Annotated in this window: 27 protein-coding genes and 1 riboswitch; of the genes, 22 read left to right on the top strand and 5 right to left on the bottom strand. The window is 53.0% G+C overall.

Annotated features, from left to right (window positions below; all coding sequences use genetic code 11):
- Positions 1-17: 17 nt before the first annotated feature.
- Positions 18-1,412: a dihydrolipoamide acetyltransferase family protein gene (locus tag MKX76_RS12350; RefSeq protein ID WP_341033861.1), complete on the top strand. Its 1,395-nt coding sequence runs from the start codon at positions 18-20 to the stop codon at positions 1,410-1,412.
- Positions 1,413-1,549: 137 nt separating this feature from the next.
- Entirely contained in the window at positions 1,550-2,245 is a 696-nt protein-coding gene (lipB, locus tag MKX76_RS12345; protein WP_028403671.1) for a lipoyl(octanoyl) transferase LipB, read from the top strand.
- Positions 2,246-2,253: 8 nt separating this feature from the next.
- Here lipB and prli42 read toward each other — a convergent pair whose 3' ends face one another.
- Positions 2,254-2,355 (bottom strand): stressosome-associated protein Prli42, encoded by a 102-nt coding sequence (prli42, locus tag MKX76_RS12340; RefSeq protein ID WP_007129751.1) that lies wholly within the window; start codon positions 2,353-2,355, stop codon positions 2,254-2,256.
- Between the two features lie 111 nt (positions 2,356-2,466).
- Between prli42 and MKX76_RS12335 the strand changes: the two genes are divergently transcribed.
- The gene (locus MKX76_RS12335) at positions 2,467-3,594 is read left to right on the top strand and encodes a tripeptidase T (RefSeq protein ID WP_341033860.1); all 1,128 of its coding nucleotides are present in this window, start codon (positions 2,467-2,469) and stop codon (positions 3,592-3,594) included.
- Between the two features lie 146 nt (positions 3,595-3,740).
- On the opposite strand, the gene tnpA is transcribed toward MKX76_RS12335, so the two are convergent.
- The 3 genes from tnpA to mciZ form a co-directional block, all read right to left on the bottom strand.
- Positions 3,741-4,214: an IS200/IS605 family transposase gene (gene tnpA, locus MKX76_RS12330; protein ID WP_007128375.1), complete on the bottom strand. Its 474-nt coding sequence runs from the start codon at positions 4,212-4,214 to the stop codon at positions 3,741-3,743.
- 276 nt (positions 4,215-4,490) lie between these two features.
- Positions 4,491-5,705, bottom strand: coding sequence for a tetratricopeptide repeat protein (locus MKX76_RS12325; RefSeq protein WP_341033859.1), 1,215 nt, complete (start codon positions 5,703-5,705; stop codon positions 4,491-4,493).
- Between the two features lie 97 nt (positions 5,706-5,802).
- Positions 5,803-5,967 (bottom strand): Z-ring formation inhibitor MciZ, encoded by a 165-nt coding sequence (mciZ, locus tag MKX76_RS12320; protein ID WP_084046461.1) that lies wholly within the window; start codon positions 5,965-5,967, stop codon positions 5,803-5,805.
- A gap of 95 nt (positions 5,968-6,062) precedes the next feature.
- Here mciZ and MKX76_RS12315 point away from each other — a divergent pair, with 95 nt between their 5' ends.
- The 16 genes from MKX76_RS12315 to MKX76_RS12240 all read left to right on the top strand — a co-directional run bounded on the left by MKX76_RS12315 (position 6,063) and on the right by MKX76_RS12240 (position 19,629).
- A complete protein-coding gene (locus tag MKX76_RS12315) occupies positions 6,063-6,644 on the top strand; it encodes an NUDIX hydrolase (protein ID WP_341033858.1) in 582 nt (193 codons plus the stop codon).
- A 1-nt stretch (position 6,645) separates the two neighbouring features.
- Positions 6,646-7,866: an endonuclease Q family protein gene (locus tag MKX76_RS12310; protein WP_251536874.1), complete on the top strand. Its 1,221-nt coding sequence runs from the start codon at positions 6,646-6,648 to the stop codon at positions 7,864-7,866.
- 98 nt (positions 7,867-7,964) lie between these two features.
- Complete coding sequence (spoIIM, locus tag MKX76_RS12305; RefSeq protein ID WP_028403667.1) at positions 7,965-8,588, top strand: stage II sporulation protein M; 624 nt, start codon at positions 7,965-7,967, stop codon at positions 8,586-8,588.
- Positions 8,589-8,697: 109 nt separating this feature from the next.
- Positions 8,698-9,162 carry a ferric iron uptake transcriptional regulator gene (gene fur, locus MKX76_RS12300; RefSeq protein ID WP_007129758.1) on the top strand — a complete coding sequence of 155 codons (465 nt, stop codon included), beginning with the start codon at positions 8,698-8,700 and terminating at the stop codon, positions 9,160-9,162.
- 248 nt (positions 9,163-9,410) lie between these two features.
- On the top strand, positions 9,411-9,644 hold the full coding sequence (locus tag MKX76_RS12295; RefSeq protein ID WP_341033857.1) for a YqzK family protein: 234 nt from the start codon (positions 9,411-9,413) through the stop codon (positions 9,642-9,644).
- Between the two features lie 35 nt (positions 9,645-9,679).
- Positions 9,680-10,564 carry a site-specific tyrosine recombinase gene (locus tag MKX76_RS12290; RefSeq protein ID WP_340900937.1) on the top strand — a complete coding sequence of 295 codons (885 nt, stop codon included), beginning with the start codon at positions 9,680-9,682 and terminating at the stop codon, positions 10,562-10,564.
- Between the two features lie 66 nt (positions 10,565-10,630).
- Positions 10,631-11,455, top strand: coding sequence for a purine-nucleoside phosphorylase (locus MKX76_RS12285; RefSeq protein ID WP_341033856.1), 825 nt, complete (start codon positions 10,631-10,633; stop codon positions 11,453-11,455).
- Between the two features lie 180 nt (positions 11,456-11,635).
- Positions 11,636-12,823: a D-alanyl-D-alanine carboxypeptidase family protein gene (locus MKX76_RS12280; protein ID WP_341033855.1), complete on the top strand. Its 1,188-nt coding sequence runs from the start codon at positions 11,636-11,638 to the stop codon at positions 12,821-12,823.
- Positions 12,824-12,914: 91 nt separating this feature from the next.
- Complete coding sequence (gene spoIIAA / locus MKX76_RS12275) at positions 12,915-13,268, top strand: anti-sigma F factor antagonist (protein ID WP_007129763.1); 354 nt, start codon at positions 12,915-12,917, stop codon at positions 13,266-13,268.
- Positions 13,265-13,723: an anti-sigma F factor gene (gene spoIIAB, locus MKX76_RS12270; RefSeq protein WP_007129764.1), complete on the top strand. Its 459-nt coding sequence runs from the start codon at positions 13,265-13,267 to the stop codon at positions 13,721-13,723. The genes spoIIAA and spoIIAB overlap by 4 nt, the downstream gene beginning before the upstream one ends.
- 11 nt (positions 13,724-13,734) lie before the next feature.
- Positions 13,735-14,490, top strand: a complete 756-nt coding sequence (sigF, locus tag MKX76_RS12265; protein ID WP_007129765.1) for an RNA polymerase sporulation sigma factor SigF — start codon at positions 13,735-13,737, stop codon at positions 14,488-14,490.
- Positions 14,491-14,711: 221 nt separating this feature from the next.
- Positions 14,712-15,356 carry a stage V sporulation protein AA gene (locus MKX76_RS12260; RefSeq protein ID WP_341033853.1) on the top strand — a complete coding sequence of 215 codons (645 nt, stop codon included), beginning with the start codon at positions 14,712-14,714 and terminating at the stop codon, positions 15,354-15,356.
- Positions 15,353-15,781, top strand: a complete 429-nt coding sequence (locus MKX76_RS12255; RefSeq protein ID WP_007129767.1) for a stage V sporulation protein AB — start codon at positions 15,353-15,355, stop codon at positions 15,779-15,781. The genes MKX76_RS12260 and MKX76_RS12255 overlap by 4 nt, the downstream gene beginning before the upstream one ends.
- Positions 15,782-15,806: 25 nt before the next feature.
- Positions 15,807-17,444 (top strand): spore germination protein, encoded by a 1,638-nt coding sequence (locus MKX76_RS12250; RefSeq protein ID WP_007129768.1) that lies wholly within the window; start codon positions 15,807-15,809, stop codon positions 17,442-17,444.
- Positions 17,445-17,561: 117 nt separating this feature from the next.
- A complete protein-coding gene (lysA, locus tag MKX76_RS12245) occupies positions 17,562-18,893 on the top strand; it encodes a diaminopimelate decarboxylase (RefSeq protein ID WP_341033852.1) in 1,332 nt (443 codons plus the stop codon).
- 304 nt (positions 18,894-19,197) lie between these two features.
- Complete coding sequence (locus MKX76_RS12240; RefSeq protein WP_007129770.1) at positions 19,198-19,629, top strand: peptidylprolyl isomerase; 432 nt, start codon at positions 19,198-19,200, stop codon at positions 19,627-19,629.
- A 396-nt stretch (positions 19,630-20,025) separates the two neighbouring features.
- Here MKX76_RS12240 and MKX76_RS12235 read toward each other — a convergent pair whose 3' ends face one another.
- The gene (locus tag MKX76_RS12235) at positions 20,026-20,430 is read right to left on the bottom strand and encodes an acyl-CoA thioesterase (protein ID WP_007129771.1); all 405 of its coding nucleotides are present in this window, start codon (positions 20,428-20,430) and stop codon (positions 20,026-20,028) included.
- 208 nt (positions 20,431-20,638) lie between these two features.
- Positions 20,639-20,790, top strand: a riboswitch (FMN riboswitch).
- A gap of 260 nt (positions 20,791-21,050) precedes the next feature.
- Between MKX76_RS12235 and ribD the strand changes: the two genes are divergently transcribed.
- The 3 genes from ribD to MKX76_RS12220 are packed head-to-tail and all read left to right on the top strand — an operon-like array spanning position 21,051 to position 24,142.
- Positions 21,051-22,154, top strand: a complete 1,104-nt coding sequence (gene ribD, locus MKX76_RS12230; RefSeq protein WP_007129773.1) for a bifunctional diaminohydroxyphosphoribosylaminopyrimidine deaminase/5-amino-6-(5-phosphoribosylamino)uracil reductase RibD — start codon at positions 21,051-21,053, stop codon at positions 22,152-22,154.
- Between the two features lie 27 nt (positions 22,155-22,181).
- Positions 22,182-22,847, top strand: a complete 666-nt coding sequence (ribE, locus tag MKX76_RS12225; RefSeq protein ID WP_007129774.1) for a riboflavin synthase — start codon at positions 22,182-22,184, stop codon at positions 22,845-22,847.
- Positions 22,848-22,900: 53 nt separating this feature from the next.
- Complete coding sequence (locus MKX76_RS12220; protein ID WP_007129775.1) at positions 22,901-24,142, top strand: bifunctional 3,4-dihydroxy-2-butanone-4-phosphate synthase/GTP cyclohydrolase II; 1,242 nt, start codon at positions 22,901-22,903, stop codon at positions 24,140-24,142.
- Positions 24,143-25,153: the final 1,011 nt, after the last annotated feature.

Here is a 25,153-nt window from a genome sequence, read left to right as displayed (position 1 = left end):
AACAGGGAGTTGTGAGCATGTCCGATAATCAGAAATTAACCGATGTTGCGATGCCTCAGCTCGCGGAATCCCTAGTTTCCGCAACGATTGCCAAGTGGTTAAAGAAGCCGGGGGATCCGATCGAGCAGTATGAACCGATCTGCGAAGTCATCACGGATAAAGTGAATGCCGAGATTCCGTCGACGATGGATGGCGTGATGGGAGAATGGTTGGCACAGGAAGGCCAAACGGTGAACGTAGGTGAAGTTATTTGCCGGATCGCTACCGTGGCTGCTCCGGAGCGTACGCCATCCGCTCAGCCTTCGGGCTATCCCGCACAGGCTTCCCCAAGCCGTACGGTTTCGGCGGAAGGAGAATCCATGCGTCACCGGTACTCTCCTGCGGTTCAAAGCCTGGCGGCAGAGCACCAAATTGTTTTAAACCAGGTACAAGGCACCGGAATGGGCGGCAGAATTACACGTAAAGACGTTCTGGCCTATATCGGGCAGGGACGACCGGCTGCTGCCGCAACCGCAGCTTCCGGCATGGTCTCGAATGAAGCCGAGACGGCGGCACAACGATCAGCTTCGCCGTTCGAAGGCATGCAGCGCCAGACGCCTGCCGCACCGACGCCGCCGCCCGGAACGCCCATCCCGGATGTGCGTCATTCCGGGCTTCACTTGACCGAAACGCCGAAGATCCCGACCATCGAAGTGGAAGGCATGGAAAACGGGCGCTCGGAATATTTTATTGATGTTACGCCGATTCGTAATGCGATTGCGAGAAATATGCGCCAAAGCGTCACCGAAATCCCGCATGCCTGGACCATGATCGAGGTGGATGTGACCAACGTCGTGCTGCTGCGGAACAAACTGAAGGATGAATTCAAACGGAAGGAAGGGGTCAATCTCACCTATCTGGCATTCCTGCTGAAGGCGGTTGTCAATGCGATCAAGGATTACCCGATCATGAATTCCTTCTGGGCTGTCGATAAAATCGTCGTCAAACGCGATATCAATCTGTCGCTTGCCGTAGGTACGGAGGATTCGGTGCTTACACCGGTCATCCAACGCGCTGACCAGAAGAATATCGCCGGCCTTGCCAGAGAGATCGACGAGCTTGCGCGCAAGACCCGCGAAGGCAAGCTGACGCTCGATGACATGCAGGGCGGTACCTTTACGGTAAACAATACGGGCTCCTTCGGCTCCATCCTTTCTTACCCGATTATTAACTATCCGCAGGCAGCGATCCTGACGTTCGAATCGATCGTGAAGAAACCGGTCGTGATCAATGATATGATCGCAGTCCGTTCCATGGCGAACCTGTGTCTGTCATTGGATCACCGCATTTTGGATGGCGTCATCTGCGGCCGGTTCCTGCAGCGGGTTAAGGACAACCTGGAGAGCTTCAGCCTGGATACGAAGCTGTACTGAGTTGGAACAATTCTTGGTGGTAACATCTGTAAATCGACTAAGCAACACCTGTAAACGCCCGTGCATATGCTCACGGGCTGTTGTGATCATGGCATTCATTCGGATATTGGACCCCAGTGGAGAGAAGGGTGAGCACAATGACGAAACCGTTAAATGTCTCTTACACGCCGATGCTCGATTACGGCATGGCCTGGGAGCTGCAAAAGCTCCATGTAGCGGAAATCGACAAAGGGGAGCGTCACGAAAGCCTGATGCTCCTCCAACATCCGCCTACCTATACGATAGGCTCGCAGCGTCATCCGGAGCATTTGCTGCTCAGCAAGGAAGAGCTGGAGAAGAAGGGCATTGGCCTGTTCGAGATCGATCGTGGCGGGGATATTACATATCATGGACCCGGACAGCTGGTCGGGTATCCGCTGTTAGTGCTTGAAGGCGGCAAGGGGCTGGATTTGCACGGATTCCTCCGCAGCGTGGAGCAGGTCATTATCGATTATTTGGCCGCGCACCAAATCGAAGCAGGCCGCAAGCCGGAGTATACGGGCGTGTGGGTCGGCGACCGCAAAATATGCGCGATCGGCGTGAAATTCAACAAGCGCCGGCATGACCGGGGATTTGTCACGAGCCACGGCTTCGCTTTTAACATTAAAGCGGGCATCGCCGAATCCGGCTTCACGGGAATCATTCCGTGCGGGATTCAGGAATATGGCGTGACATCGCTGGAGGATTGCACCGGCCGCACCTTCGAAGTCGAGGAAGTAGCGCGGGAGATCGTGCCCTACTTCACCGAGGTATTTTCCTATAAGGCGCATTGGCCGGATAAAGTCTGGACATAAGCTGTCGCTTAACGTAAAAGAAGGGGCTCCAGGACAATAAGCAGCGTGGATCCGATCATGGCGATCAGCATGAGATAGATAAAAACTCGAAACCATTTTTTACGTTGCATGGTGCAGCTCCTTTGAAAAAGTTTAATGATGTACATCATTATAGCAGCATTTATTCCGTTTGGAAGGCTATAAGTCCATTGTATCGTAACTGCGAAAGAGAGGGAAGTCCAGTGATCTCAAGAGAACGAATCATTCAAGAGTTTATGGAACTGGTTCAGGTGGACAGCGAAACGAAGCATGAAGAGGCGATATCCGGCGTATTAAAGGAAAAGTTCGGAAGCCTTGGCCTCGAGGTCGTCGAAGACGACGCAAAGGATAAGACCGGGCACGGAGCAGGCAACCTCATCATAACCTGGAAGGCGGAAGGCGCGGAGAAAGCGCCGAAGGTACTGTTTACCTGCCATATGGATACCGTTACACCCGGCCGGGGAATTAAGCCGACGCTCGGGGAAGACGGCTGGATTCGCAGTGACGGGACGACGATTCTCGGCGCGGACGATAAGGCCGGAATCGCCGCTTTACTCGAAGGGATCCGGGTGATCCAGGAGAACAAGATTCCGCATGGCCAGATTCAATTCGTCATCACCGTCGGCGAGGAATCCGGTTTGGTCGGCGCTCGTGCGCTCGATCCGAAATACCTGGAAGCAGAGATGGGGTTTGCGCTCGATTCAAACGGAGAGCTGGGTTCCATCGTCGTTGCCGCTCCGACCCAAGCAAAGATCAAGATGATTATTAAGGGGAAATCGGCGCATGCCGGCGTGAATCCGGAGGATGGCATCAGTGCCATCCAAGTCGCCTCCAAAGCGATATCCAAAATGAAGCTCGGGCGCATCGATAAAGAAACGACAGCGAACATCGGCAAGTTCCAGGGCGGCGGAGCTACCAACATCGTGTGCGATTACGTGGAGATCGACGCCGAAGCGAGAAGCATCGTGCAGGAGAAGGTGGATAAGCAAGTTGGCGATATGCGCGAAGCGCTTGAAACCACGGTTCGGGAGTACAATGCAAATTGCGAGTTTATTAGCGAGATTGTGTATCCCGCATATAGCTTTAATGAGCATGATGCAGTCGTGCAGCTTGCGCAGCGGGCGATCCGCGGGCTTGGCATGCAGGCCGATACCTTCACGTCCGGAGGTGGCAGTGATGCCAACATTTTCAACGGACTCGGCATTCCGACGGTAAATCTGGCGATCGGGTATCGCGACATTCATACAACCAAGGAACGGATTAAGGCTGAGGACTTGGAAAAAGCTGCACAGATCGTTGTGGCCATCGTGCAAGAAACAGCAAAATCCTAATACCAATCAGAACCACCCGTCAAACGGGTGGTTTGCTCTTGGGGTATAACCCCTTGTTGCCAAACTGCGCCTAAAGACGCTAGCCTGACAATAAAATTGTTCAGGCTCAGTGTAATTTGTCACTTTCACTTACCAGTTAAACTGGTTTACTTCTTCTTGCTACTGTTTTTGCTGAATGGGTCTTCATACTCTTTCACACTCAGTTTATCAATTGCCTGGTCGTGTGCTTCTTGCTCACGGATATATTTTGCCACGGTGGCTTCATTCAAGCCCACTGTGCTGACGTAGTATCCCTCCGCCCAAAATTTTCGATTGCCATATTTATACTTCAAGCTAGCATGCTTCTCGAATATCATGAGTGAGCTTTTCCCCTTCAGGTATCCCATAAATGATGATACTGAGATTTTGGGGGGAATTGCTACCAACATATGTACATGATCGGGCATCATGTGGCCTTCGATTATCTCCACTCCCTTGTATTTGCATAATCGTTTGAAAATTTCGATTAAGTCTTTCCTCACTTGATTATAAATCTCTTTCCGTCTATACTTCGGGGTGAACACAATGTGGTACTTGCACATCCACTTCGTGTGAGCTAAACTATAGCTCTTGTTTGCCATCTAAGACCATTCCTTTCATTATTGAGCCTGAACATCTCAATTTTATCGGAATGGTCTTGTTGGTCAAACCCTCGATCCCTCCACCCGCATAGCGGGTGGTTTTTTGTTTCGCACGCTTCGCGAGCTCAACTGGCTAAAGCCATAAGAAATAAAGTCCGCAGCGGGCATCACCCGCTGCGGACTTTTTATAATGCTCTCATCGCCTCGACTCAAGAAGCGTGGAGCGTTTTTATATTTCAGAGCTTCTTTCGAGCGAAGGAAGTCTTTACATGAGTGCTAATTGACCAGCGAGCGTTCAGTCTCAAAGGGGTCGTTCCGTTGCTGTGCCGGGGACCAGGACGTGTGCCACCCCGTGCTCTCGACCACGTGCAGGGCCGCATTAATTTTGCCCAGATATGCCTCGATTTCTGTTCTGGCTTCAGCCGAAGCATACACTCTTTCCAGCCTTCCGGAGAGCGAGATCAGGGTGGACTGCAAATAACAGGCCGCTTCGCCGAATCTTGCCGCAGTATATGAGGGCCGATGGCTGCGAAGCTGCGCGAATAACTTCGCGGACTCTTCATAGGAGCCTTGGTCGTACAAACGCTCTGCCGCTACGAAAATCAGATCGGTGCTGTACAGGCCCGGGTCCTGCAGGGGCAGTTCTTCGAGCACATGGATTTTTGCCGCTGCAAGCGACTTATATCCTTCCTGATATAACAGGCAAATCAGTGCATAATAAGCATGGTCGCCATATTCAGCCAGCAATTCCTCGGCCGCATCGATCATGCCGAGCGATACCGCGATGTCAGCCCATTCGATTCGCTCGGTCAAGCTGAGACTGGCTTCCAGCTGCGTACGCTTCAGCTTCCGTTCACAGAGAAGCTGAATGATCCGATGCTTGCTCTTCCGGTCCGTAAGCTCATTCAGCCCTTCCCCGCGACCCGCCTGGTTGCCTTGGTTCATAAGCTGCAGCGCTTCGGGGATTCGGTCGCTCCGGATCAGGCTGCATATGTACATATGCCATTGTTCATGGGTTAAACGGTCAAGGCGCGAGAGACATTCTGCGGCAATCGAATAGGAGCCGATATAATATAGCGCCTTGCCCAGCATTGCTTCCGAATTCGTGCAGCCTCCTGCTTCCCGCGCAAGGGAAGCGTAAATATCGGGATCTGCCGTTCCCTGCGCATGGAGGAGGGCAGCCCACTGGTTCAAGGCCTCCTGTGCATATGCTCCCTTCTTCGAGAGAACGGTCCGAAATGCATTCTCCGCATCTTGGAAAGAACGAAGACGCATGCTTAATAGACCATACTCAAGCCAGATCAGATCCGAATCTTTCCATTCGGTCTGGGCCCCTTGGTCTCTATTCAATGGAGAGGATAGCGCCGCTTCCCTGAAGCTCACAAGCGCTTCCTCAAGATATCCGCGTCTTTCGTACCACTTCCCGCGTTCATAGATCGTTGAAGGCGGGCTTGTAATTGGTTCGGTTTCAATAAATGGTATATGTCGCATGTCGAAGCCTCCCAATGTAATAACACAGGTTCCGGTGTGAAAGTCATGGTCGAAATTCGAAAAAAAGAGAAAAAAGTCGAAAAAAGAGTCTAAAGTCCTAGTAATGCCGGGCGCTTGCGTGTTTATTCAATCTCTTGGCGGTAATAATATCCATGATGGTTGCCTCTGGCCCCCATTGATTCTGCCATTGCTTGAGCATAATGCGGATCTGCCAGGCTCGTCCCACCATATGAATCGAATGCTCCCCTTGATAGCTCTTCATCACGCGTTCCTTCTTTCTCTGAAATTTTGATATAATACACCTTATGCAATAGCATGGGCAGTCATGCCGTTTTTAAACTTAAGGAGGCTAAATCTATGAACGTGACCGGCAGCAGCAACCGCGAAGCTTCAAATAAAATGCTGGAAGAAACGACAATATCGACGCAGCCTGTATTCGACGGGAAAATCATTTCCCTTCAGGTGGATACCGTCCGCCTTCCGGACGGGCAGACAGCAACGCGGGAAGTCGTAAGGCATCCTGGTGCCGTAGCGGTCCTTGCGTTAAAAGGGGATAAAATGTTGGTCGTCGACCAGTTCAGGCAGCCGCTGGGGCGCTGCGAGGTGGAGATTCCCGCCGGCAAGCTGGAGCGCGGCGAGGATCCGATGGAAGCTGCAAAGCGGGAGCTGCAGGAGGAGACGGGCTATGCATGCGGTTCGATTCGCAAGCTGCACTCCTTTTACACGTCCCCGGGCTTTGCCGACGAAATCATTCATCTCTATCTGGCCGAAGATCTTGTGAGTGGAGCCATGAACCCGGATGAGGATGAATTTCTCCAATTGATGGAAGTCACGCTGGAGGAAGCCTATGATCTTATAAGAGAAGAAAGAATCAGCGATGCCAAAACGATTCTGGCGGTGTATGCATGGAACATGTATACGATGACGGGAACGATCTGACATGAGTTCGGGTAAGAAGCTTGACTTCCAGCAGGACCTGCACAGCTACTATTGCGATATGCATATTCATATCGGCCGAACGGACAGCGGACAAGCTGTCAAAATTAGCGCAAGCAACAACCTGACGTTCGAGAACATTGCGGCGGAAGCCTCCGAACGGAAAGGCATCCGGATGATCGGCATTATCGACTGCCACTCTCCTTCCGTGCAGGACGATATCACCCGCTGCCTGGACAGCGGAGTCATGGAAGAAATCGAGGGCGGGGGCATCGCCTACCGGGATACGGTCATTCTTCTCGGCAGCGAGATCGAAATACGCGAGCCGGGCCTGGGAGCGGCGCATGTGCTTGCGTATTTTCCGGATTTGGGCACCATGCGCGAGTTCACGGACTGGATGTCCCGCTATATGAAAAATGTCCAGCTGAGCTCGCAGCGAATCTATGTGTCTCCGCGGGAGCTGCAGCAGGAAATCATCGGCCGCGGCGGCCTGCTCATTCCCGCGCATGTATTTACGCCTCATAAAGGGCTGTACGGCAGCATGGCGGATCGGATGAGCGATGTGTTTGATCTTGAAGGGATTGCAGGCATCGAGCTTGGTCTCAGCGCCGATTCCTCGATGGCGGGATTGATCAGCGAGCTCGACCGCTACACCTTTCTGACCAATTCGGACGCGCATTCGCTGGGGAAGATCGGAAGGGAATACAACCGGATTGATATGGCCGGCCCATCGTTCGAGGAATTCAAAATGGCGCTTCAGATGAAGGAAGGGCGGAGGGTGTCGGCGAACTACGGGCTGAACCCGAAGCTGGGGAAATACCATCGGACCTATTGCGGCGGATGCGAGAGCATCCTCGATCAGGAGCACTTAGCTGCCGAATCCGGGCCGTCAAGATGCCCGTACTGCGGCAGCACCAAGCTCATCCAGGGCGTCCTTGACCGGATCCTTGATATTGCAGACCGGGAGGATCCGCGCATACCGCCGACCCGGCCGCCATACCATTATCAGGTTCCGCTTGAGTTCATCCCCGGCCTCGGCAAATCGGCTATGGGGAAGCTGCTGGCCGCCTTCGGGACCGAAATGGCGATTCTTCATCAAGCCACCGAAACGGAGCTTGCGGAGGTCGCCGGGGAGAAACTTGCAGCCAGCATTGTCAAGGCAAGAAACGGAACGCTGGCCCTGTCCTCGGGCGGTGGAGGCACCTATGGCAAGGTGATGAAGTAAGGACACGCCGGGGTCCGTCCCCGGAACCTTTCTTCCAGTCATAGAATTCGAGAGGGGATCATAGAGTAGAGTAGAGACAGGAAAGGAGACTCTATTCTATGCAATCATTCCGCCAGACGTTAAAGGATCAGACACCGCTCTATGTATTTGTTGCTGTCTTGTTTCTGGTCGGCGTGCTCTTCGGGGCGCTGATGGTCAATGCGCTGTCGTTGGAGCAGCAGCAGGACATGGCCAGGCACTTGAACCATTTTTTTATTAACGTGCAGGACAGCAACGAAACCATGATGCAGTCCTCCTACTGGAGCATAGCGGGTCTTCATCTGAAATGGATCGGACTAATATGGATTTTAGGCTTGTCGGTGATCGGCCTGCCGGGCATTCTCATTTTGGATTTTTTGAAGGGAGTGCTGATCGGCTTTACCGTCGGATACTTGGTTGGGCAATACTCGTGGACCGGTCTGCTATTCGCACTGGTATCCATCGCGCCGCAAAACCTGGTCATTATCCCGATGCTGATGATGTGCAGCGTTGCAGCCATCTCGTTCTCCCTATATATCATCAGAAATCGATTTTTGATGCATCGCGGAGGCAGCATGGTACGGCCGCTGACATCCTATGCACTGATAACGCTCTGCATGGTGGTTCTGGCGCTGTGCATTTCGTCCTTTGAGACGTGGGTAACGCCGGCGATGATGCAGTGGGTAACCCCGATGCTGCTGTAATGCCGCGTGTTTTAGCGGAGAGTAAAAGCGTTTGACTTTGTTTGTCAAATCCCCCTATAATGAAGGAAGTGACAATGACGTGCAGTGATTTCCAAGGGGGAGGGAAACGATGGAAGCGCGGATCGACAAAATTAAGCAGCAGCTGCAATCCCAAGGTTACAAATTAACGCCCCAGCGGGAAGCCACGGTTAGCGTGTTGTTGGAGAATGAAGACGACCACCTTAGCGCAGAAGATGTATTTATGCTCGTGAAAGAGAAAGCTCCGGAGATCGGTCTGGCAACCGTATACCGTACCCTGGAGCTGCTGAGTGAGCTTCATGTCGTAGAGAAGATCAATTTCGGCGATGGTGTCGCAAGATACGACCTTCGAACAGATACTTCGAAACATCATCACCATCATCTAATATGCACTCAATGTGGAAGCATGGATGAAATACGCGAGGATTGGCTCGGTCCCTTAGAGGAACGACTGGAGCGCGAATTCAATTTCACCGTGCACGACCATCGGCTTGATTTCCACGGCATATGCTACCGTTGCAAGGAGAAGGGCAAGAACGACCCTGATAAATCTTAACTTATAACCAACATCATATGGCGTGGTGATTCATCACGGCAAAGCCCTCTTTAACGCATACAGCCGGGAGGGCTTTTCATTTGGGTAGGAAATGGACATGAGTACATACTCGATTCAGGCGGGAATCGTGCCGAATTGCGCTTTGCCCCTTATCGGATGCCGGTATATATGCCGGCCCGGTATCATAGTCTTAATGTGACGAGCTTTCGGGCTCAAGCGTACAAAGAACACAAGGGGGACGCATGATCATGATTATATCGATCCGCAAAATCGCCGCATGGATCCGCTTCATTTCCATGTTCGCCCTGTTAACGATGTTTTTCTATTATATCCTTGGATGGGTGGGAGACTGGTTAACCCCATCCGACCCTTACCGTACGCCGTCCGGTCATGCCGTAAAGGCATTTCAGCCGGAGAGCACGTTAGATGCTAGATATTCGCCGATGGAACGTCTCCGTTTATATTACTGGTATGGCGAGTAGATGTTCCAAAGGGCATGCAGGGTCAGGTGGAAACGATGCTTCAATATGTAGATGAATACTTAGAATATTTGGAAGAGTCAAAACGATTGTCGCCGCGAACGATTGAGTCGTACCGGACGGACATCACCAGCTTTATCGCGTTTGCGGCCGAGAGGGACGTCACGGAACCAGGGGATGTTAATCGTGCGCTGCTCGGAATATACCTTGGCCGAATGCGCCAGCAGGGGAGGGCGGCTTCGACCCAGCTGCGCTGCATCGCGTCGCTCCGGTCTTTTTTTCAGTATTTGGTCCGCCGGGCCGTCATCATCCAGGATCCCACCTTGCTGCTGGAATCGCCCAAGCCGGAGCGCAGGCCTCCTAAGGCTCTTGAGGAGCAGCAGGTAGACAAGCTGCTGGCGGCTCCGGATTGCGATTCTCCGCAAGGGGCAAGGGACAAGGCGATGCTCGAGCTTCTCTATGCCTCCGGAATTAAGGTTTCGGAGCTAGTGTCGCTGAGCCTGGCCGACGTGGATCTACGGATGCGATTTTTGCGCTGCGCGGCAGGTGAGGGTAAGGAACGGATCCTGCCGATCACAAGAACCGCTGCCCGGCATGTGGAGTTTTATGTCCATGAAATGAGGGACAAGCTGCTCAAGGATGATGGGGAAGACGGACTGTTCCTGAATACGCAGGGCAAACGGCTGTCGAGGCAGGGCTTTTGGAAAATTATCAAGAAATACGGCAAGTCGGCCGGTATCGAGGAAGAGATCACGCCTCACACGCTCCGGCATTCCTTTGCGGTCCATTTGCTGCAGAACGGAGCTGACCTGCGCTCGGTACAGGAAATGCTTGGGCATTCGGCACTTTCCACGACGGGCATGTACCAATCGGCCAAGAAGAGCATGAAGGAAGTGTACGACCACTTTCATCCCAGGGCTTGAATATAGACAGCTTTGCATATGAACTGCAAATCATAATCGATAACCATACAGTTAGGAGAGAACGAGATGAGTTCAGTAAACCAAGCAAGCATTAAAGAAGCGGCGGAATATATCCGCCGGCAGCATGACGTCAAGCCCGAGGTAGGTCTCATCCTGGGTTCGGGTCTTGGCGTCCTGGCGGATCTGATGGAGAATGCGGTATCGATCAACTATCAAGACATCCCGCATTTTCCGGTATCGACGGTTGAAGGTCATGAAGGCGAGCTGCTGCTGGGAACGATTCACGGCCGAAGCGTCGTGCTGATGAAGGGCCGGTTTCACATGTATGAGGGCTACGGCCCCGAGCTGACTGCCTTTCCTGTCCGGGTCATGAAGGAACTTGGGGTGCAGAGCCTGCTTGTCACCAATGCGGCCGGCGGCATCAACACGTCCTTCGAGCCGGGAGATCTCATGCTGATCTCGGATCATCTGAATATGACGGGAAAAAATCCACTGATCGGACCTAATGATCCGGCGCTGGGCGTCCGGTTCCCGGATATGTCCGAGGCATACAGCCGCAGACTGCGGCAGCTGGCGAAGGAAATTGCCGTGAGCCAGAGCGTTGTCCTCAGAGAAGGGGTTTACGCCGGCTTGCTGGGTCCAACCTATGAAACGCCGGCCGAAATCCGGATGCTGCGTACCCTTGGCGCCGACGCGGTTGGCATGTCAACCGTTTCCGAAGTGATCGTAGCAAGACATGCCGGACTAGAGGTGCTTGGCATTTCCTGTATCAGTAACATGGCAGCGGGAATTTTGGATCAGCCGCTTTCCCATGACGAGGTAATGGAGACCACGGAGAAGGTACGAGAGAAGTTTCTCGGTTTGGTCATGGCGATTATCCCGAAAATGTAATCCATCTTACGGAAGAACAGAAGACCTGTACTTGCGAGGCGAATAACGCTGTCGTTTAGTACGGGTCTTTTTTTGCATCCAGCCTAAATACTGGAATAATTTGTTTCCAACCTGACGACAATGGTTAGAGAGACCCGTATACGTACGGGATGCCATTACGAGTGTCAGGAGGGGACGGAATTGAAAAAAGCGTTAATCGCTGGACTGTTTGCTTTCATTGTTGGATGGTCCAGTGCGGCAGTTCCAAGCTATGCCGAGGAAAACAGTAATACCGGCGGATCATCCCAAGGGGAGCTGGCGCCTAGTGCCCGTTCCGCCATCTTGCTTGATGCGGATACCGGAACCATCATTTACGAAAAAAACAGCCATGATAAGCTGCCTCCGGCCAGCATCACAAAAATTATGACGATGCTGCTGACGATGGAGGCGATCGACGAAGGACGTTTGAAGTTAACCGATAAGGTTCGCACCAGCGAGTATGCCGCTTCGATGGGGGGATCCCAAATCTTCCTCGAGCCCGGGGAAGAAATGACCGTCGAAGAAATGCTCAAGGGGATCGCTATGGCATCCGGCAACGACGCTTCCGTTGCGATGGCAGAGAAGATTGCAGGCACGGAGGAAGCCTTTGTCAAGCTGATGAACGAGAAAGCGGCGGAGCTCGGGATGAAGGATACGCATTTCGTCAATTGCAACGGATTGCCGGCAGACAACCATTATACTTCGGCGCATGACATCGCCCTGATGAGCCGCGAGCTGCTGAAATACGAGGGAATCACGAAGTATACCGGCGCCTATCAGGATTATTTGCGAAAGGATACGCCAAAGCCGTTCTGGCTGGTCAATACGAACAAGCTGGTCCGTTTTTACACGGGGGCGGACGGTTTGAAAACCGGCTATACCTCGGAGGCCAAATTTTGCTTGTCGGCAACGGCCAAGCGGGACGGATTGCGCACGATCGCGGTGGTGATGGGAGCTCCGGATACGAAGACGCGCAACAATGAAGTGTCCCGGTTATTCGATTATGCCTTCTCCCAATATGCGATGCATTCCATTTATAAGCCGGGTGAAGTGCTCGGGGTCCTGAAGGTGCAGAAGGGCAGCGTGCCGGAGATTACCATTCAGGCCGACAAAGAGTACAACGTGCTGGTCAAAAAGAATGCGAAAACCGAGGATATCCGGCATGAGCTTCAATGGACCGAAGGTCTGAAGGCTCCGGTTGCCGCCGGGCAAGTGATCGGAAAGCTGTCGGTTTACCAAGGGGACGCGCTGGTGAAGGAATTTGAACTGACGTCACCGGTCGAGGTGAAGAAAGCCGGATTCTGGAAGCTTTTTAAACGGACGACAGGCAAGTTGTTTCATGTAGATTGATAGGAGTTTTCTTCTAGTTTTGTCGGGGAGCAGGAAAGTCTTTTTCCATTGTAGAAATCTTTGTTCATGTCAGGGAGGAGAGTGAGCAAACATGAATCTGCATGTTGATATGGAGCATCACAGGCATGTGCTGATCGTTCGTTTGTCCGGGGAACTCGACCATCATACGGCCGATTCGGTTCGTCTTCAGCTGGATGAAGCCATCCAGCGGCGGCAAACGGAGCACTTGGTGCTGAGCTTGAAGGATCTGGAGTTTATGGACAGCTCGGGTCTTGGCGTCATTCTGGGACGCTATAAATTCATCAAGCAAAAAGGCGGCAAGATGGCGGTCTGCGACGTCAAACCGCAGGTTTATCGTCTGCTTGAAATGTCGGGCTTGTTCAAGATCATGCCGATCTATGAGAACGAGGGTACGGCGCTCTCGGGTTTGGAGGTAGTGTCATGAGTGAAGGTAAGTCGCAGCATAATTTTATGACTCTGCAGTTTGCCGCCAAGTCGGAAAACGAATCCTTTGCCCGTGTTGCCGTGGCAGCGTTCATATCCCAGCTGGATCCGACGATGGATGAGCTGAGCGACCTGAAGACGGTCGTATCCGAAGCGGTGACCAACTGCATCATTCACGGATATGACAGCAATCCGGAGGGGATCGTGAAGATCGAAGCTTCGATTGACGGAGATATCATCACCCTCTGTATTGAAGATGACGGCCGAGGCATCGAGGATCTGGAAATGGCCAAGCAGCCGCTGTACACGTCCAAGCCTGAGCTGGAGCGATCCGGTATGGGGTTCACGATTATGGAGAACTTCATGGATGAATTTGAAGTGGTCAGCCAGCCGGGCAGCGGCACCTCGATCAAAATGAAAAAGAGGATCGAATCTAAGAAAGCTTTATATAATTAGGGGTTGGACAAATGGATGCCGATGTGAAAAAAACTTCGCAGACTTATTTGGACGACGCGGAGGTCAAACGACTCATTGCACTCAGCCAAAACGGGGATCATGTTGCCCGGGATACGCTTGTCAATTGTAATATTCGGCTTGTCTGGTCTGTCGTTCAGCGGTTTATGAACCGGGGGTATGAGCCGGATGATCTTTTTCAAATCGGCTGTATCGGTCTCCTGAAGTCCGTGGACAAGTTCGATCTCAGTTATGACGTAAAGTTCTCTACCTATGCCGTGCCGATGATTATCGGGGAGATTCAGCGCTTCCTGCGGGATGACGGGACCTTGAAGGTCAGCCGCTCCCTCAAGGAAATGGCCAATAAAGTCAGGAAGAAGCGGGACGAGCTGTCCAAGCAGCTCGACCGTCTGCCGACGGTGAAGGAGGTTGCCGAGGAGCTGGGGGTAACGCCGGAAGATGTGGTGTTTGCCCAGGAAGCCAACAAGCCGCCGACCTCCATTCATGAAACGGTATTCGAGAATGACGGGGATCCGATTACGCTGATGGATCAGATAGCCGATGATTCGCAGGAGCGCTGGTTCGACAAGCTGGCTTTGAATGAAGCGATCGGAAGCTTGACCGAACGGGAACGCCTTATCGTTTATTTGCGGTATTACCGGGATCAGACGCAATCGGAAGTGGCCAGCCGGCTCGGGATTTCCCAGGTACAGGTGTCGAGGCTGGAGAAAAAAATACTGCAGAGCATACGGAATGAAATCGCGCAGTAGCGTAATTGCCGATTCCGGTATGCTGTGTGCTCGATACGAGCGCCTCTTTCGAAATGGAGAGGCGCTTTTTCGTGCTCGCGAAGAGGTATAGCTATGCTCCTTTCTTTGTGAATGCAGCATTATTGGATCATTTGAGGGCGCAGTCTTTTTGGAGAAATGGAGTAGAATCCACAGCGATTTCCCATACTAACGGTAATTTAGCAGTAAAGGAGTGTTTTTGGATGAAGGTCAATCCCACTCCGACGGTGTTTCTGCAGCTGCGAAGCCGCATACGTATTCCGAAAGACAAAACCGTCAAGCTTGGCGATGTCGCTTTCATCGTCTGCGATCCGGAATGGGAAGAACGGCTTGCCGCCCTTCCCCTCGTGCAGCCGAAGGACATGGACGGCAATCGGATGGTGATGGACTTGATCCAGATCATACCGAGGATCCGGCAGCTCATTCCGGACGTGCATATCGAGCCAATGGGCAACCACCATACGCTACTCGAGCTTACCGGACCGGAGAGCAGAAGCTCCAGGCTGTGGTTCCCGCTCGTTTGGCTGCTGCTGTTTTTTGGGTCGGCGCTTACGATTATGAATTTCCATGCGGACGTCAATATGCTCGAGGTGCAGATTCGAATAGTCGAGATGCTAACGGGAGAAAGGGATGAGCATCCTTACCTGTTCCAAATTGCCTATTCCCTTGGTCTTGGGTTCGGCATGACGGTATTCTTCAATCATTTGTTCAAGAAAAAGTGGAACGAGGAGCCGACACCGCTGGAAGTCGAAATGTATTTGTATCAGGAAAACCTGGACCAGTATGTCGTGGCCGAAGAGTATCGGAAAATGAATAAGGCGGCAGAAGGGCGCGGGAATGAATCATGATGACCTCGATGCTCCAGGGAATTTTTACGTGCGTGCTTGGCGTGGCAGGGGGGATCGCGGTCGGGGGCGGAGTCATTGCCCTGATCATCGTGCTCGATATCATCCCGCGGCTGTCCCAGTTAACCTCAACCTATCACCGGGTCCATTGGTATGAGGGAGCGCTGATTTCCGGCTCCTTTATCGGCACGCTTGCGGACTTCTGGCATTGGTCGGTTCCGCTCGGACCGGTTGTGAGCACGATCATCGGGCTGATGTGCGGCATCTTTATCGGCATGCTGGCAGCAGCACTGACGGAAGTTTTGAATGTTTTGCCGATTTTGGCGAAGCGGCTTCGTTTAACCGGTTATTTATTCGGGCTGCTGATGGCGATGGTTGCCGGAAAGGTCGCCGGCTCGCTGTTCGATTGGCTTATATACAATCAGTGATAGTTACACGATCAGGAGGTATAGAATGGACGAGAATACAACCTATAACGAAGGCATAGAACCGGACATCCCGGTAATCCCGCCATCCGAAATCAAGGAGCTGGAGGAGGAGGCGCTCAAGGAAAAGAGAAATGCGGAAACCTCGGACAGCACGGAGGAATCGGTCATATACTGGCAGGGCGAGGATCGGGTGCCGGAGAAGATCAGCGTCCTGAAAGAGACGCTGAAGGAAGTGATGGGCTATGGCGTTTCCTTTGACGTCATCATCCGCGAGATGACCTTTGCGGGAAGGCCGGCAGCGCTCTTGTTCCTAAACGGCTTCACGAATGATGTTATCGTTTCCGAAATATTAACCCGTCTTACCTACCTGACGCCGGAGGATGTCAGGGACGGCCACGCGCTGAACGATATGATGAAGGCGTATATTCCTCATGTCCAGGTTGAACAGGTGTCGAAGCTGAGCAAGGTGATCAATGACGTGTTATGCGGAATCTGCGCGTTGTTCATCGAGGGCGCAAGCACCGCCATCCTGCTGGATACCCGGAAATATCCCGTGCGCGGGCTTGAAGAGCCGGCGGTTGAACGCGTCGTTCGTGGAGCTAGGGACGGGTTCACGGAGACGATCGTAACCAATATCAATCTCGTGCGGCGGCGGGTCCGCGACCCGGGGCTTCATGTGGAGACGATGAAGGTAGGAAGACGGACCAAGACGGATGTGAGCCTGCTCTTTATCGACGATATTGCCGATCGCGTGCAGGTAGAAGCGATTCGCCGGAAAATAAAGCAGCTTGATCTCGAAGGGCTGCCGCTCGGCGACAAGCAGCTGGAGGAAGCAATCGTGAATAAGGGCTGGCATCCGTACCCGCTCGTCCGATACTCGGAACGGCCGGACGTGGTAGCCTCCCACCTGCTGGAGGGACGGATCGTCGTCATGGTCGATACATCGCCCAGCGTAATGATTATGCCGACGACCTTCTTCGATTTATGCCAGCATGCCGAAGAGAACCGGCAAACCGCGTTTATGGGCACCTATTTAAGATGGATCCGCTTTGGCGGCATCTTCGCCTCGATGTTCCTGCTCCCGCTCTGGATGCTGCTTGTCGTCCATCCGGAGCTGAAGCCGCCGGCGCTGGATATCCTTGGGCCGCAGGAGAATGCCAAAATTCCGATTATCGGGCAATTTCTGATCGTCGAATTCGGCGTCGATCTGCTGCGTTTGGCGGCCGTTCATACGCCGACGCCGCTCGCCTCGGCCATGGGCTTGATCGCTGCGATTCTGATCGGCGATATTGCCGTCAAGACCGGGCTGTTCGTCAATGAGGTGGTGCTTTATATGGCCGTTGCAGCTATCGGCATGTTCGCCACGCCGAGCTACGAGCTCGGGCTCGCCAACCGGATGGTCCGGCTCGTCCTGCTCGTAGCGACGGCGCTGTTTGGTGTGAAAGGGTTCGTGATCGGCAGCACGCTGCTGATTCTATCCTTGACGACGCATCGCTCCTATAACTCGTCGTACTTATGGCCGTTTATACCATTTAGTGCAAAGGCCATGGGCGAGATTTTATTCCGTAAACCGCTGCTGACGTCAACGAGACGCCCGGCCCTCAACAAGACGAGGGATCACACCAAAATGGGGACTGAAATGAATTCCAAAGGAAGGCATTGATAATAACACAAATGATGTGTTGAAAAATCCATTTTGCTTACGTTTCGTTGTCTGCTATACTGTGAACAATTATTCGATTATCCTATTTTTGATAAAGCGATCGGAGGAATTGTAAGCATGTTTCTACACGGTACCAGCAAGATTAACGAACAGGGACGTTTGGAGATCGGCGGATGCGACACATCCGAATTGAAAGCCCAGTACGGTACGCCTCTATATATTGTGGACGAGCAAGCGGTCCGGAATCGCTGCCGGGAATATATTGAAGCCTTTAAGGCTTCCGGTTTGAAGTTTCAAGTCGCGTACGCCAGCAAAGCGTTCTGCGTGATGGCCATGTGCCAGCTCGCTGAGGAGGAAGGGATGTCGCTGGACGTCGTTTCCGACGGGGAGCTGTACACGGCGCTGCAAGCCGGCTTTCCAGTACAGCGGATCCATTTTCACGGCAACAACAAGACGCCTGAAGAAATCGAAATGGCCATTGATGCCGAAATCGGCTGCTTTGTCGTGGACAATGTAGTCGAGCTGCATATGCTGCAGGCGATCGCGGCCGAGAAGAACCGGAAGATGAACATTCTCCTTCGTTTAACGCCGGGCGTTGAGGCGCATACCCATGAATATATCTCGACCGGCCAAACCGATTCCAAATTCGGATTCGATATCGGAAACGGCTCGGCGTTTGAAGCGGTGAAGCTGGCAGCGGCACAGAATAACATTCAATTGATCGGCATCCATTCCCATATCGGCTCGCAAATTTTCGAAGTCGAAGGATTCCAGATGGCCGTTGGGCGCGTTGCCGAATTTGCGGCGAAGGTCAAAGCAGATCTTGGCATCACCTTCAAGGTAGTCAATCTTGGCGGCGGATTCGGAATTCGCTATGTCGACGGAGATACCCCGCTGCATGTTTCCGACTACGTTAAAGCGATTACGGATGCGGTGAAGACCCATTTTGCCGGCATTGACAGCGAGCTGCCTGAGATTTGGGTAGAGCCTGGCCGCAGTATCGTGGGTGAAGCAGGCACCACGCTCTATACGGTAGGGACCAGCAAGGACATTCCGGGCGTGCGGAAATACGTGGCCGTAGACGGCGGAATGACTGACAACCCGAGACCGGCCCTGTACGAATCGAAATATGAGGCCATTCTGGCCAACCGTGCAAACGAGAAGCCGGAGGAGACGGTTTCGATTGCAGGCAAGTGCTGCGAGAGCGGTGACATGCTGATCTGGGACCTGGATCTGCCTAAGGTTAACACGGGAGACCTGCTGGCCGTATCCTGCACAGGGGCTTACAACTATTCCATGGCAAGCAACTACAACCGCATCCGCAGACCTGCCGTCGTTTTTGTTAAGGATGGTCAGAGCCGGCTTGTCGTTCGCCGTGAGTCGCTCCAGGATATTATCAGCAATGACGTCGTTCCTGCCCGGATCGCCAAAGAAACCGTTACAAGCTAAGTCGTTTCCATCGGCAGAACCAGCGCCTTACAAGGTGTGAGTCAGCATCCGAGGATTCCTTTAAAAGCCCGCCAGACCGCTTGATCGGTTTGGTTGGGCTTTTTTACAGACCAAATAGCCTTCGCGGACGATGGACGCTGAAAGCATCTAAGCGTGAAGCCCCCCTCAAGATGAGATTTCCCAGTATGTAAGACTAAAGATGCGGGTTCATTTTGCGTCCCAAGTTATTTCATAGTAAACTAGAACTTGCATGTTTTATGAAATGCGTATCTTAGGGAATGTACATCGAAAGGAGATATTCGATATGGCAAAAAAAGCGAGAATCACACTGGAAAACGGCAAAGAGGTACTGCTCGATCTGTTTGAGAAGGATGCGCCGAACACGGTTGCTAATTTTGAAAAGCTTGCGAATTCCGGCTTCTATAACGGTCTAGTATTCCACCGCGTCATTCCGGGCTTCGTTGCTCAAGGCGGCTGCCCGAACGGAACAGGTACAGGCGGACCGGGCTACACGATCGATTGCGAGATCAACCCGAACAAGCATGAGCGTGGAAGCCTGGCTATGGCGCATGCCGGACGCAACACGGGCGGAAGCCAGTTCTATGTATGCTATGAGCCGCAGCCTCACTTGGACGGACAGCATACCGTATTCGGCAAGGTCGTTGAAGGCATGGAGCATATCGATGCTTTTAAAGGCCGCGACAAGATGGAAAAAGTCGAAGTATTCGAAGCGTAACATGTAAGTGTTGGATGGACAGGCCACTCTTGTGGGGGCCTGTTTTTTTATGCGTGGGTTCGGCCATGTATGGAACTTCCTGGCGGACAGCATGTGCGCGGCTGTCCAATACCTAGCCGTCGGTGATAGACTGCTCATGAGAGGTGCAAAGCCGGTGTACTAGGGTTACTGCAACACGGAGACACCCTTAAAAGGCAGAAATCAACGGAGCAGGCGGAATTCCTCAGAAGAAGCGAAGCGTGCCCCTATATTCCCGGATTTCGGCATTGGGAAGTCAATTCAAGGAAATCCGGGAATAACAGGGATCGTAGGAGGGATCCGCATGCGGAATTTTGAGTTACCCAGAGGCCTTGAAGGGTTATCCGCAAGCATAGCCGCTAATTAGTTTACTCCAGATCAAGACGAAGCCGGTAGAAACAACGCCCGCAGTTCTTCCGGAACCGGTCGGCTCTTGCGGGTGCGGATATCGATCGTCACGATCGTTACAGCGGCATCGGCGCAAAGCTCCCCGTCCGTGTTATGGATCTGCTGAAGCAGCACAAAGCTGCTTAGTCCAAGCTTGTGAGACTCGGTTGAAATGTTCAGGCGCTCTCCCTGCCTGCATTCCTTCCTGTAATTAATATTAATGTTGACCGTGACAGTCTGCACACCCAATCCTTTCAGTACATCGTAGTGCAGATTCCCCGCCTCGTACCATTCTTCTCTTCCCCATTCCAGGTACTCCAGATATTTGGCGTTATTCACATGACCATTCACATCGATTTCCGTCGGTCTTACGATGATGTTAAGCGAGGTTTTCATTTACATGATCTCCTTTAACCTATACAATTCACGGTTTATCCTCCGCATTACTTGGTTCTCGTTGAGCGCACCGATTTCCTCCCGAACCTGCAACGGATATGAATTTATACAACCAAAAAGTTAATGACTAAATAAAAGTTAGTTAATTATCTTGCTTTTTTGCCTATGGAGTGTTAAGATTCATCGTAAGCAACAGCTAATTTCATATTGAATCCTTCGGGGCAGGGTGAAATTCCCTACCGGCGGTGATGATTGCAGCTCCGGCTGCGACTTAGTCCGTGACCCGGATACGTTATCGTATGCGGTGGACCTGGTGAAATTCCGGGACCGACAGTATAGTCTGGATGGGAGAAGGAACGAAAGTGGACTTGAGAGCATGTACAATAGCTATCTCTTGTCTTAGCTTTCTGATGTCATGCGTTATGTGAGGCTTTTCACATATGACGATTCTAGAGCGGGTGTGCTTTTTAAAGCGCCGCTTCTTTGGACGTTATATGAGAACCTCGGAACTAACGGTTATTTATGATGTCGTAAAGTGAACTGGTTTATTACGCCCTGTTTTGGATGAATCGCTTATCCTGAAACAGGGCTTTTTTATTCTGGAAAGGGGCTTGGGTAGCATGGAAGTCGTCAACGATGAATTTTATATGTCGCTTGCGCTGGATATGGCGGAACGCGCGCAAGGCCAGACCGGCATTAACCCCGTCGTCGGCTGTGTCGTCGTGAAGGACGGTGCTCTTGCGGGCGTCGGCGCCCATCTGGAGCGGGGAACGCCGCATGCTGAGGTCCATGCACTGAATATGGCCGGGAGCAAGGCGGCCGGAAGCACCGTGTATGTAACCCTTGAGCCCTGCAGCCATTACGGAGCGACTCCTCCATGCAGCGAGAGGCTCATAGCGGAAGGTGTTAAACGGGTCGTTGTCGCCTGCCAGGACCCCAATCCGCTGGTTGCCGGCCGTGGTCTGCAGATGCTGCGGGCAGCGGGCATTGAAGTGACGACAGGCGTCCTCGAAGAGCGGGCCGTCCGGTTGAACGAAGCCTTCAACAAATTTATTACGACCGGACTGCCGTTCGTCACCTTGAAGACAGCCAGTACGCTGGACGGGAAAATCGCCTCAAAGACCGGCGACAGCAAGTGGATATCCAATGAGGTGTCCCGGGAGCTGGTGCACACTCTCCGGCATCGACACCAGGGAATCATGGCAGGGGTTGCCACCGTTATTGCGGACGATCCGTCGCTGACGACGAGACTCCGCGTTGAAGGTCTTCAGCCCGTACGAATCATCGTGGATTCGCAGCTTCGCATCCCTTTGAATTGTCGTGTAGTCAGTGATGGCGCTGCCAAAACAGTCGTGCTGGCCACGGAGCTGGCCGACAAGGCGAAGCGGACCGCGCTGGAAGAACGGGGGGTGCAGATTCTGGTCTGCGGTCCCGGCCCGAGAGTCGACCTGCAGGCTGCGCTTATGGAGCTTGGTCGCATGGGCATCGCCTCCATCCTGGTTGAAGGAGGAGGAACCTTAAGCGGAAGCTTGCTGGAGAACAAACTGGTGGATCGCATCATCCAATTCATTGCCCCGAAGATTATTGGAGGGTTCGATGCACCGGGAAACTATATGTTCAGCGGGTATGAGCTGATGAGCGAAGCGATTGAGCTGACAGGACTCGAGACCCAAAGACTTGGCGACAATATTTATGTGACCGGCCAGCCGGTATGGAAGTCGTAAACGATTGAATGAAAGGAGGGATAGGATATGTTTACAGGGCTGATTGAAGAGATCGGCGAGATGAGACGAATCGGCCGCCAAGGCGAAGCGATGGTGCTCAGCATTTCGGCAAGCAAGGTCCTGGATGATCTAAAGCTAGGCGATAGTGTTGCTGTCAACGGGGTTTGCTTGACCGCGACAACGATCGATAAAGACAGCTTTACCGTCGATGTCATGCCGGAAACGTATCGAAACACCAATCTGAAGCAGCTACAACCGGGAAGCAAAGTCAATCTGGAACGGGCCATGGCAGCCGGCGGACGATTCGGCGGTCATATCGTACAGGGACATGTGGATGGGGTCGGCGTGATTCGAAGCGTGAGATCCGATCAGAATGCGGTCGTCTATGAAATTGCCCCGTCGAACGACGATGTGTTCAAATATATCCTTCCGAAAGGGTCCGTAACGCTGGACGGAATCAGTCTGACCGTCGTTCGAACGACGGATCATTCCTTCACCGTCTCCATCATTCCCCACACGCTTGCCGAAACGGTGCTGGCTTATAAGGGACCGGGGGATACGATTAACATCGAGTGCGATATTTTGGGCAAATACGTCGAGCATCTGCTGAATTACGGCAGTGAAGGAAACAGCTCCAGAAGAAGCAAAGCGGGGATTAGCCGGGATTATCTAGCCGAGCACGGATTTGCTTGATTGAAGCATCAGATTGCCCCGAACGTTTAGACTTACGAGAAGGAGGAGTAGGAATGGAAGAGCGATTTTCTTTTCATACCATAGAAGAAGCTTTGCAGGATTTGAAGGAAGGGAAGATCGTTATCGTCGTTGACGATGAAGACCGCGAGAATGAAGGGGATTTTATCGCTCTGGCCGAAAAGGCAACCCCCGAGGTGATCAATTTCATGATTACGGAAGGGCGTGGACTGGTGTGTCTCCCGATGACGCCCTCGCGGGCTCAGGAGCTGGATCTGAAACCGATGGTTAGCCAAAATACGGACTATCATGGAACGGCCTTCACCGTTTCCATCGACCATAAAGATACGACAACCGGCATATCGGCCTATGAGCGCTCCGTAACGGTTCGCGGCATTATGGACCCGAATGCGACCGCAGCGGATTTCCGCAGACCGGGCCATATGTTCCCGCTGATTGCCAAAGAAGGGGGCGTCCTTCGCCGGGCAGGTCACACGGAGGCGGCTGTCGATCTTGCGAAGCTGTGCGGCTCTTACCCTGCCGGTGTCATCTGCGAAGTCATCAAGGAAGACGGAACCATGGCGCGTCTGCCGGATCTGATCGAAATATCGAAGAAGCACGGGATGAAGCTGATCAGCATCAAGGATCTGATTCATTACCGCAATGAGAAGGAGAAGCTGGTGCAGCGGGAAGTGGCGGTGCGGATGCCGACGGATTACGGGGTATTCCAGGCCGTGGCTTACACGAACGATGTCGACAACAAGGAGCATGTAGCGTTGGTCAAAGGCCAGATTAACGGCGATGAGCCGGTGCTGGTTCGCGTCCATTCGGAATGCCTGACCGGGGATGTCTTCCACTCCCACCGCTGCGACTGCGGCCCGCAGTTCGAGGCCGCGCTGCGGCAGATCGAGGAGGCCGGCAACGGCGTGCTGCTGTACATGCGCCAAGAGGGACGCGGCATCGGCTTGATCAACAAGCTGAAGGCATATAAGCTGCAGGAGGAGGGCTTCGATACGGTCGATGCCAACCTGAAGCTGGGCTTCCCGGCGGATTTAAGAGATTACGGCATTGGAGCGCAGATCCTAAAGGATCTCGGCATTCGGAAGATTCGGCTGCTTACCAACAACCCGCGGAAGATCAAGGGCCTGGAGGGATATGGGCTTGAAGTTGTGGAGCGGGTGCCGATCCAGATGCCGGAGAACGAGGACAATACCGGATACCTGCATACAAAGCAGGCTAAGCTTGGGCATATGCTGAAGTTCGACGATTTGGAGCAGAACGAGAGCGCTAATTCGTAAAGGGAAATGCCCCGGCGGAAACGATTTTCAAATAATCGCTCTCTGCTTCAATCGATGATGCCTCCGTCGCATCGGCCAAAAGCTCAAAGCAGCTGCCCGCGCCCCCATCGTTGAATGGACCCAGCGGAGCGGCGGAATGCAGCAGGAGAAGCGAAGCGTTCGCCTTTGCCTCCGGATTCCTACCTTGTGTGTAAGTTATCCAGGGAATCCGGTGGCAACAGCGATCGGAAGCTGCATGTGACGCGCAGCGGACAACTTTCTGAATAAATGCGCCCACCAATTAAGGGGGCATGAATCCTCCAACTCTACGACGTAGTGATTCCAGATGCATTCGCCAACGCCGACGAGCCTCGAAGCAGCAGCCCGCAGTTGCTACAAGAATGGACCCAGCGAAGCGGCGGAATGCAGCAGGAGAAGCGAAGCGTTCGCCTTTGCCGCCGGATTCCTACCTTGTGTGTAAGTCATTCAGGGAATCCGGAGGCAACAGCGATCGGAAGCTGCATCCGGTGCGCAGCGGACAACTTTCTGAATAAATGCGCCCCCCAATTAAGGGGGCATGAATCCCCGACTCCGCAAGCGTAATGGTCCATGACGCATTCGCCAACGCCGACGAGCCTCGAAGCAGCAGCCCAACATCCGCAACCTGAATGGACCCAGCGGAGCGGCGGAATGCAGCAGGAGAAGCGAAGCGTTCGCCTTTGCCTCCGGATTCCTACCTTGTATATAAGTCGTTCAGGGAATCCGAAGGCAACAGCGATCGGAGGCAGCATCCGGTGCGCAGCGGACAACTTTCTGAATAAATGCGCCCACCAATTAAGGGGGCATGAATCCTCCAACTCTACGACGTAATGGTTCCAGATGCATTCGCCAACGCCGACGAGCCTCGAAGCAGCAGCCCCGCATCGGCAACCTGAATTGACCCAGCGGAGCGGCGGAATGCAGCAGGAGAAGCGAAGCGTTCGCCTTTGCCGTCGGATTCCTACCTTGTGTGTGAGTCGTTCAGGGAATCCG

Source organism: Paenibacillus sp. FSL R5-0810, from assembly GCF_038002285.1.
Classification (GTDB): domain Bacteria; phylum Bacillota; class Bacilli; order Paenibacillales; family Paenibacillaceae; genus Paenibacillus_AQ; species Paenibacillus_AQ lactis.
Note: the sequence above shows the minus strand (reverse complement) of the source record. Positions and strands in the feature narration are given on the sequence as shown.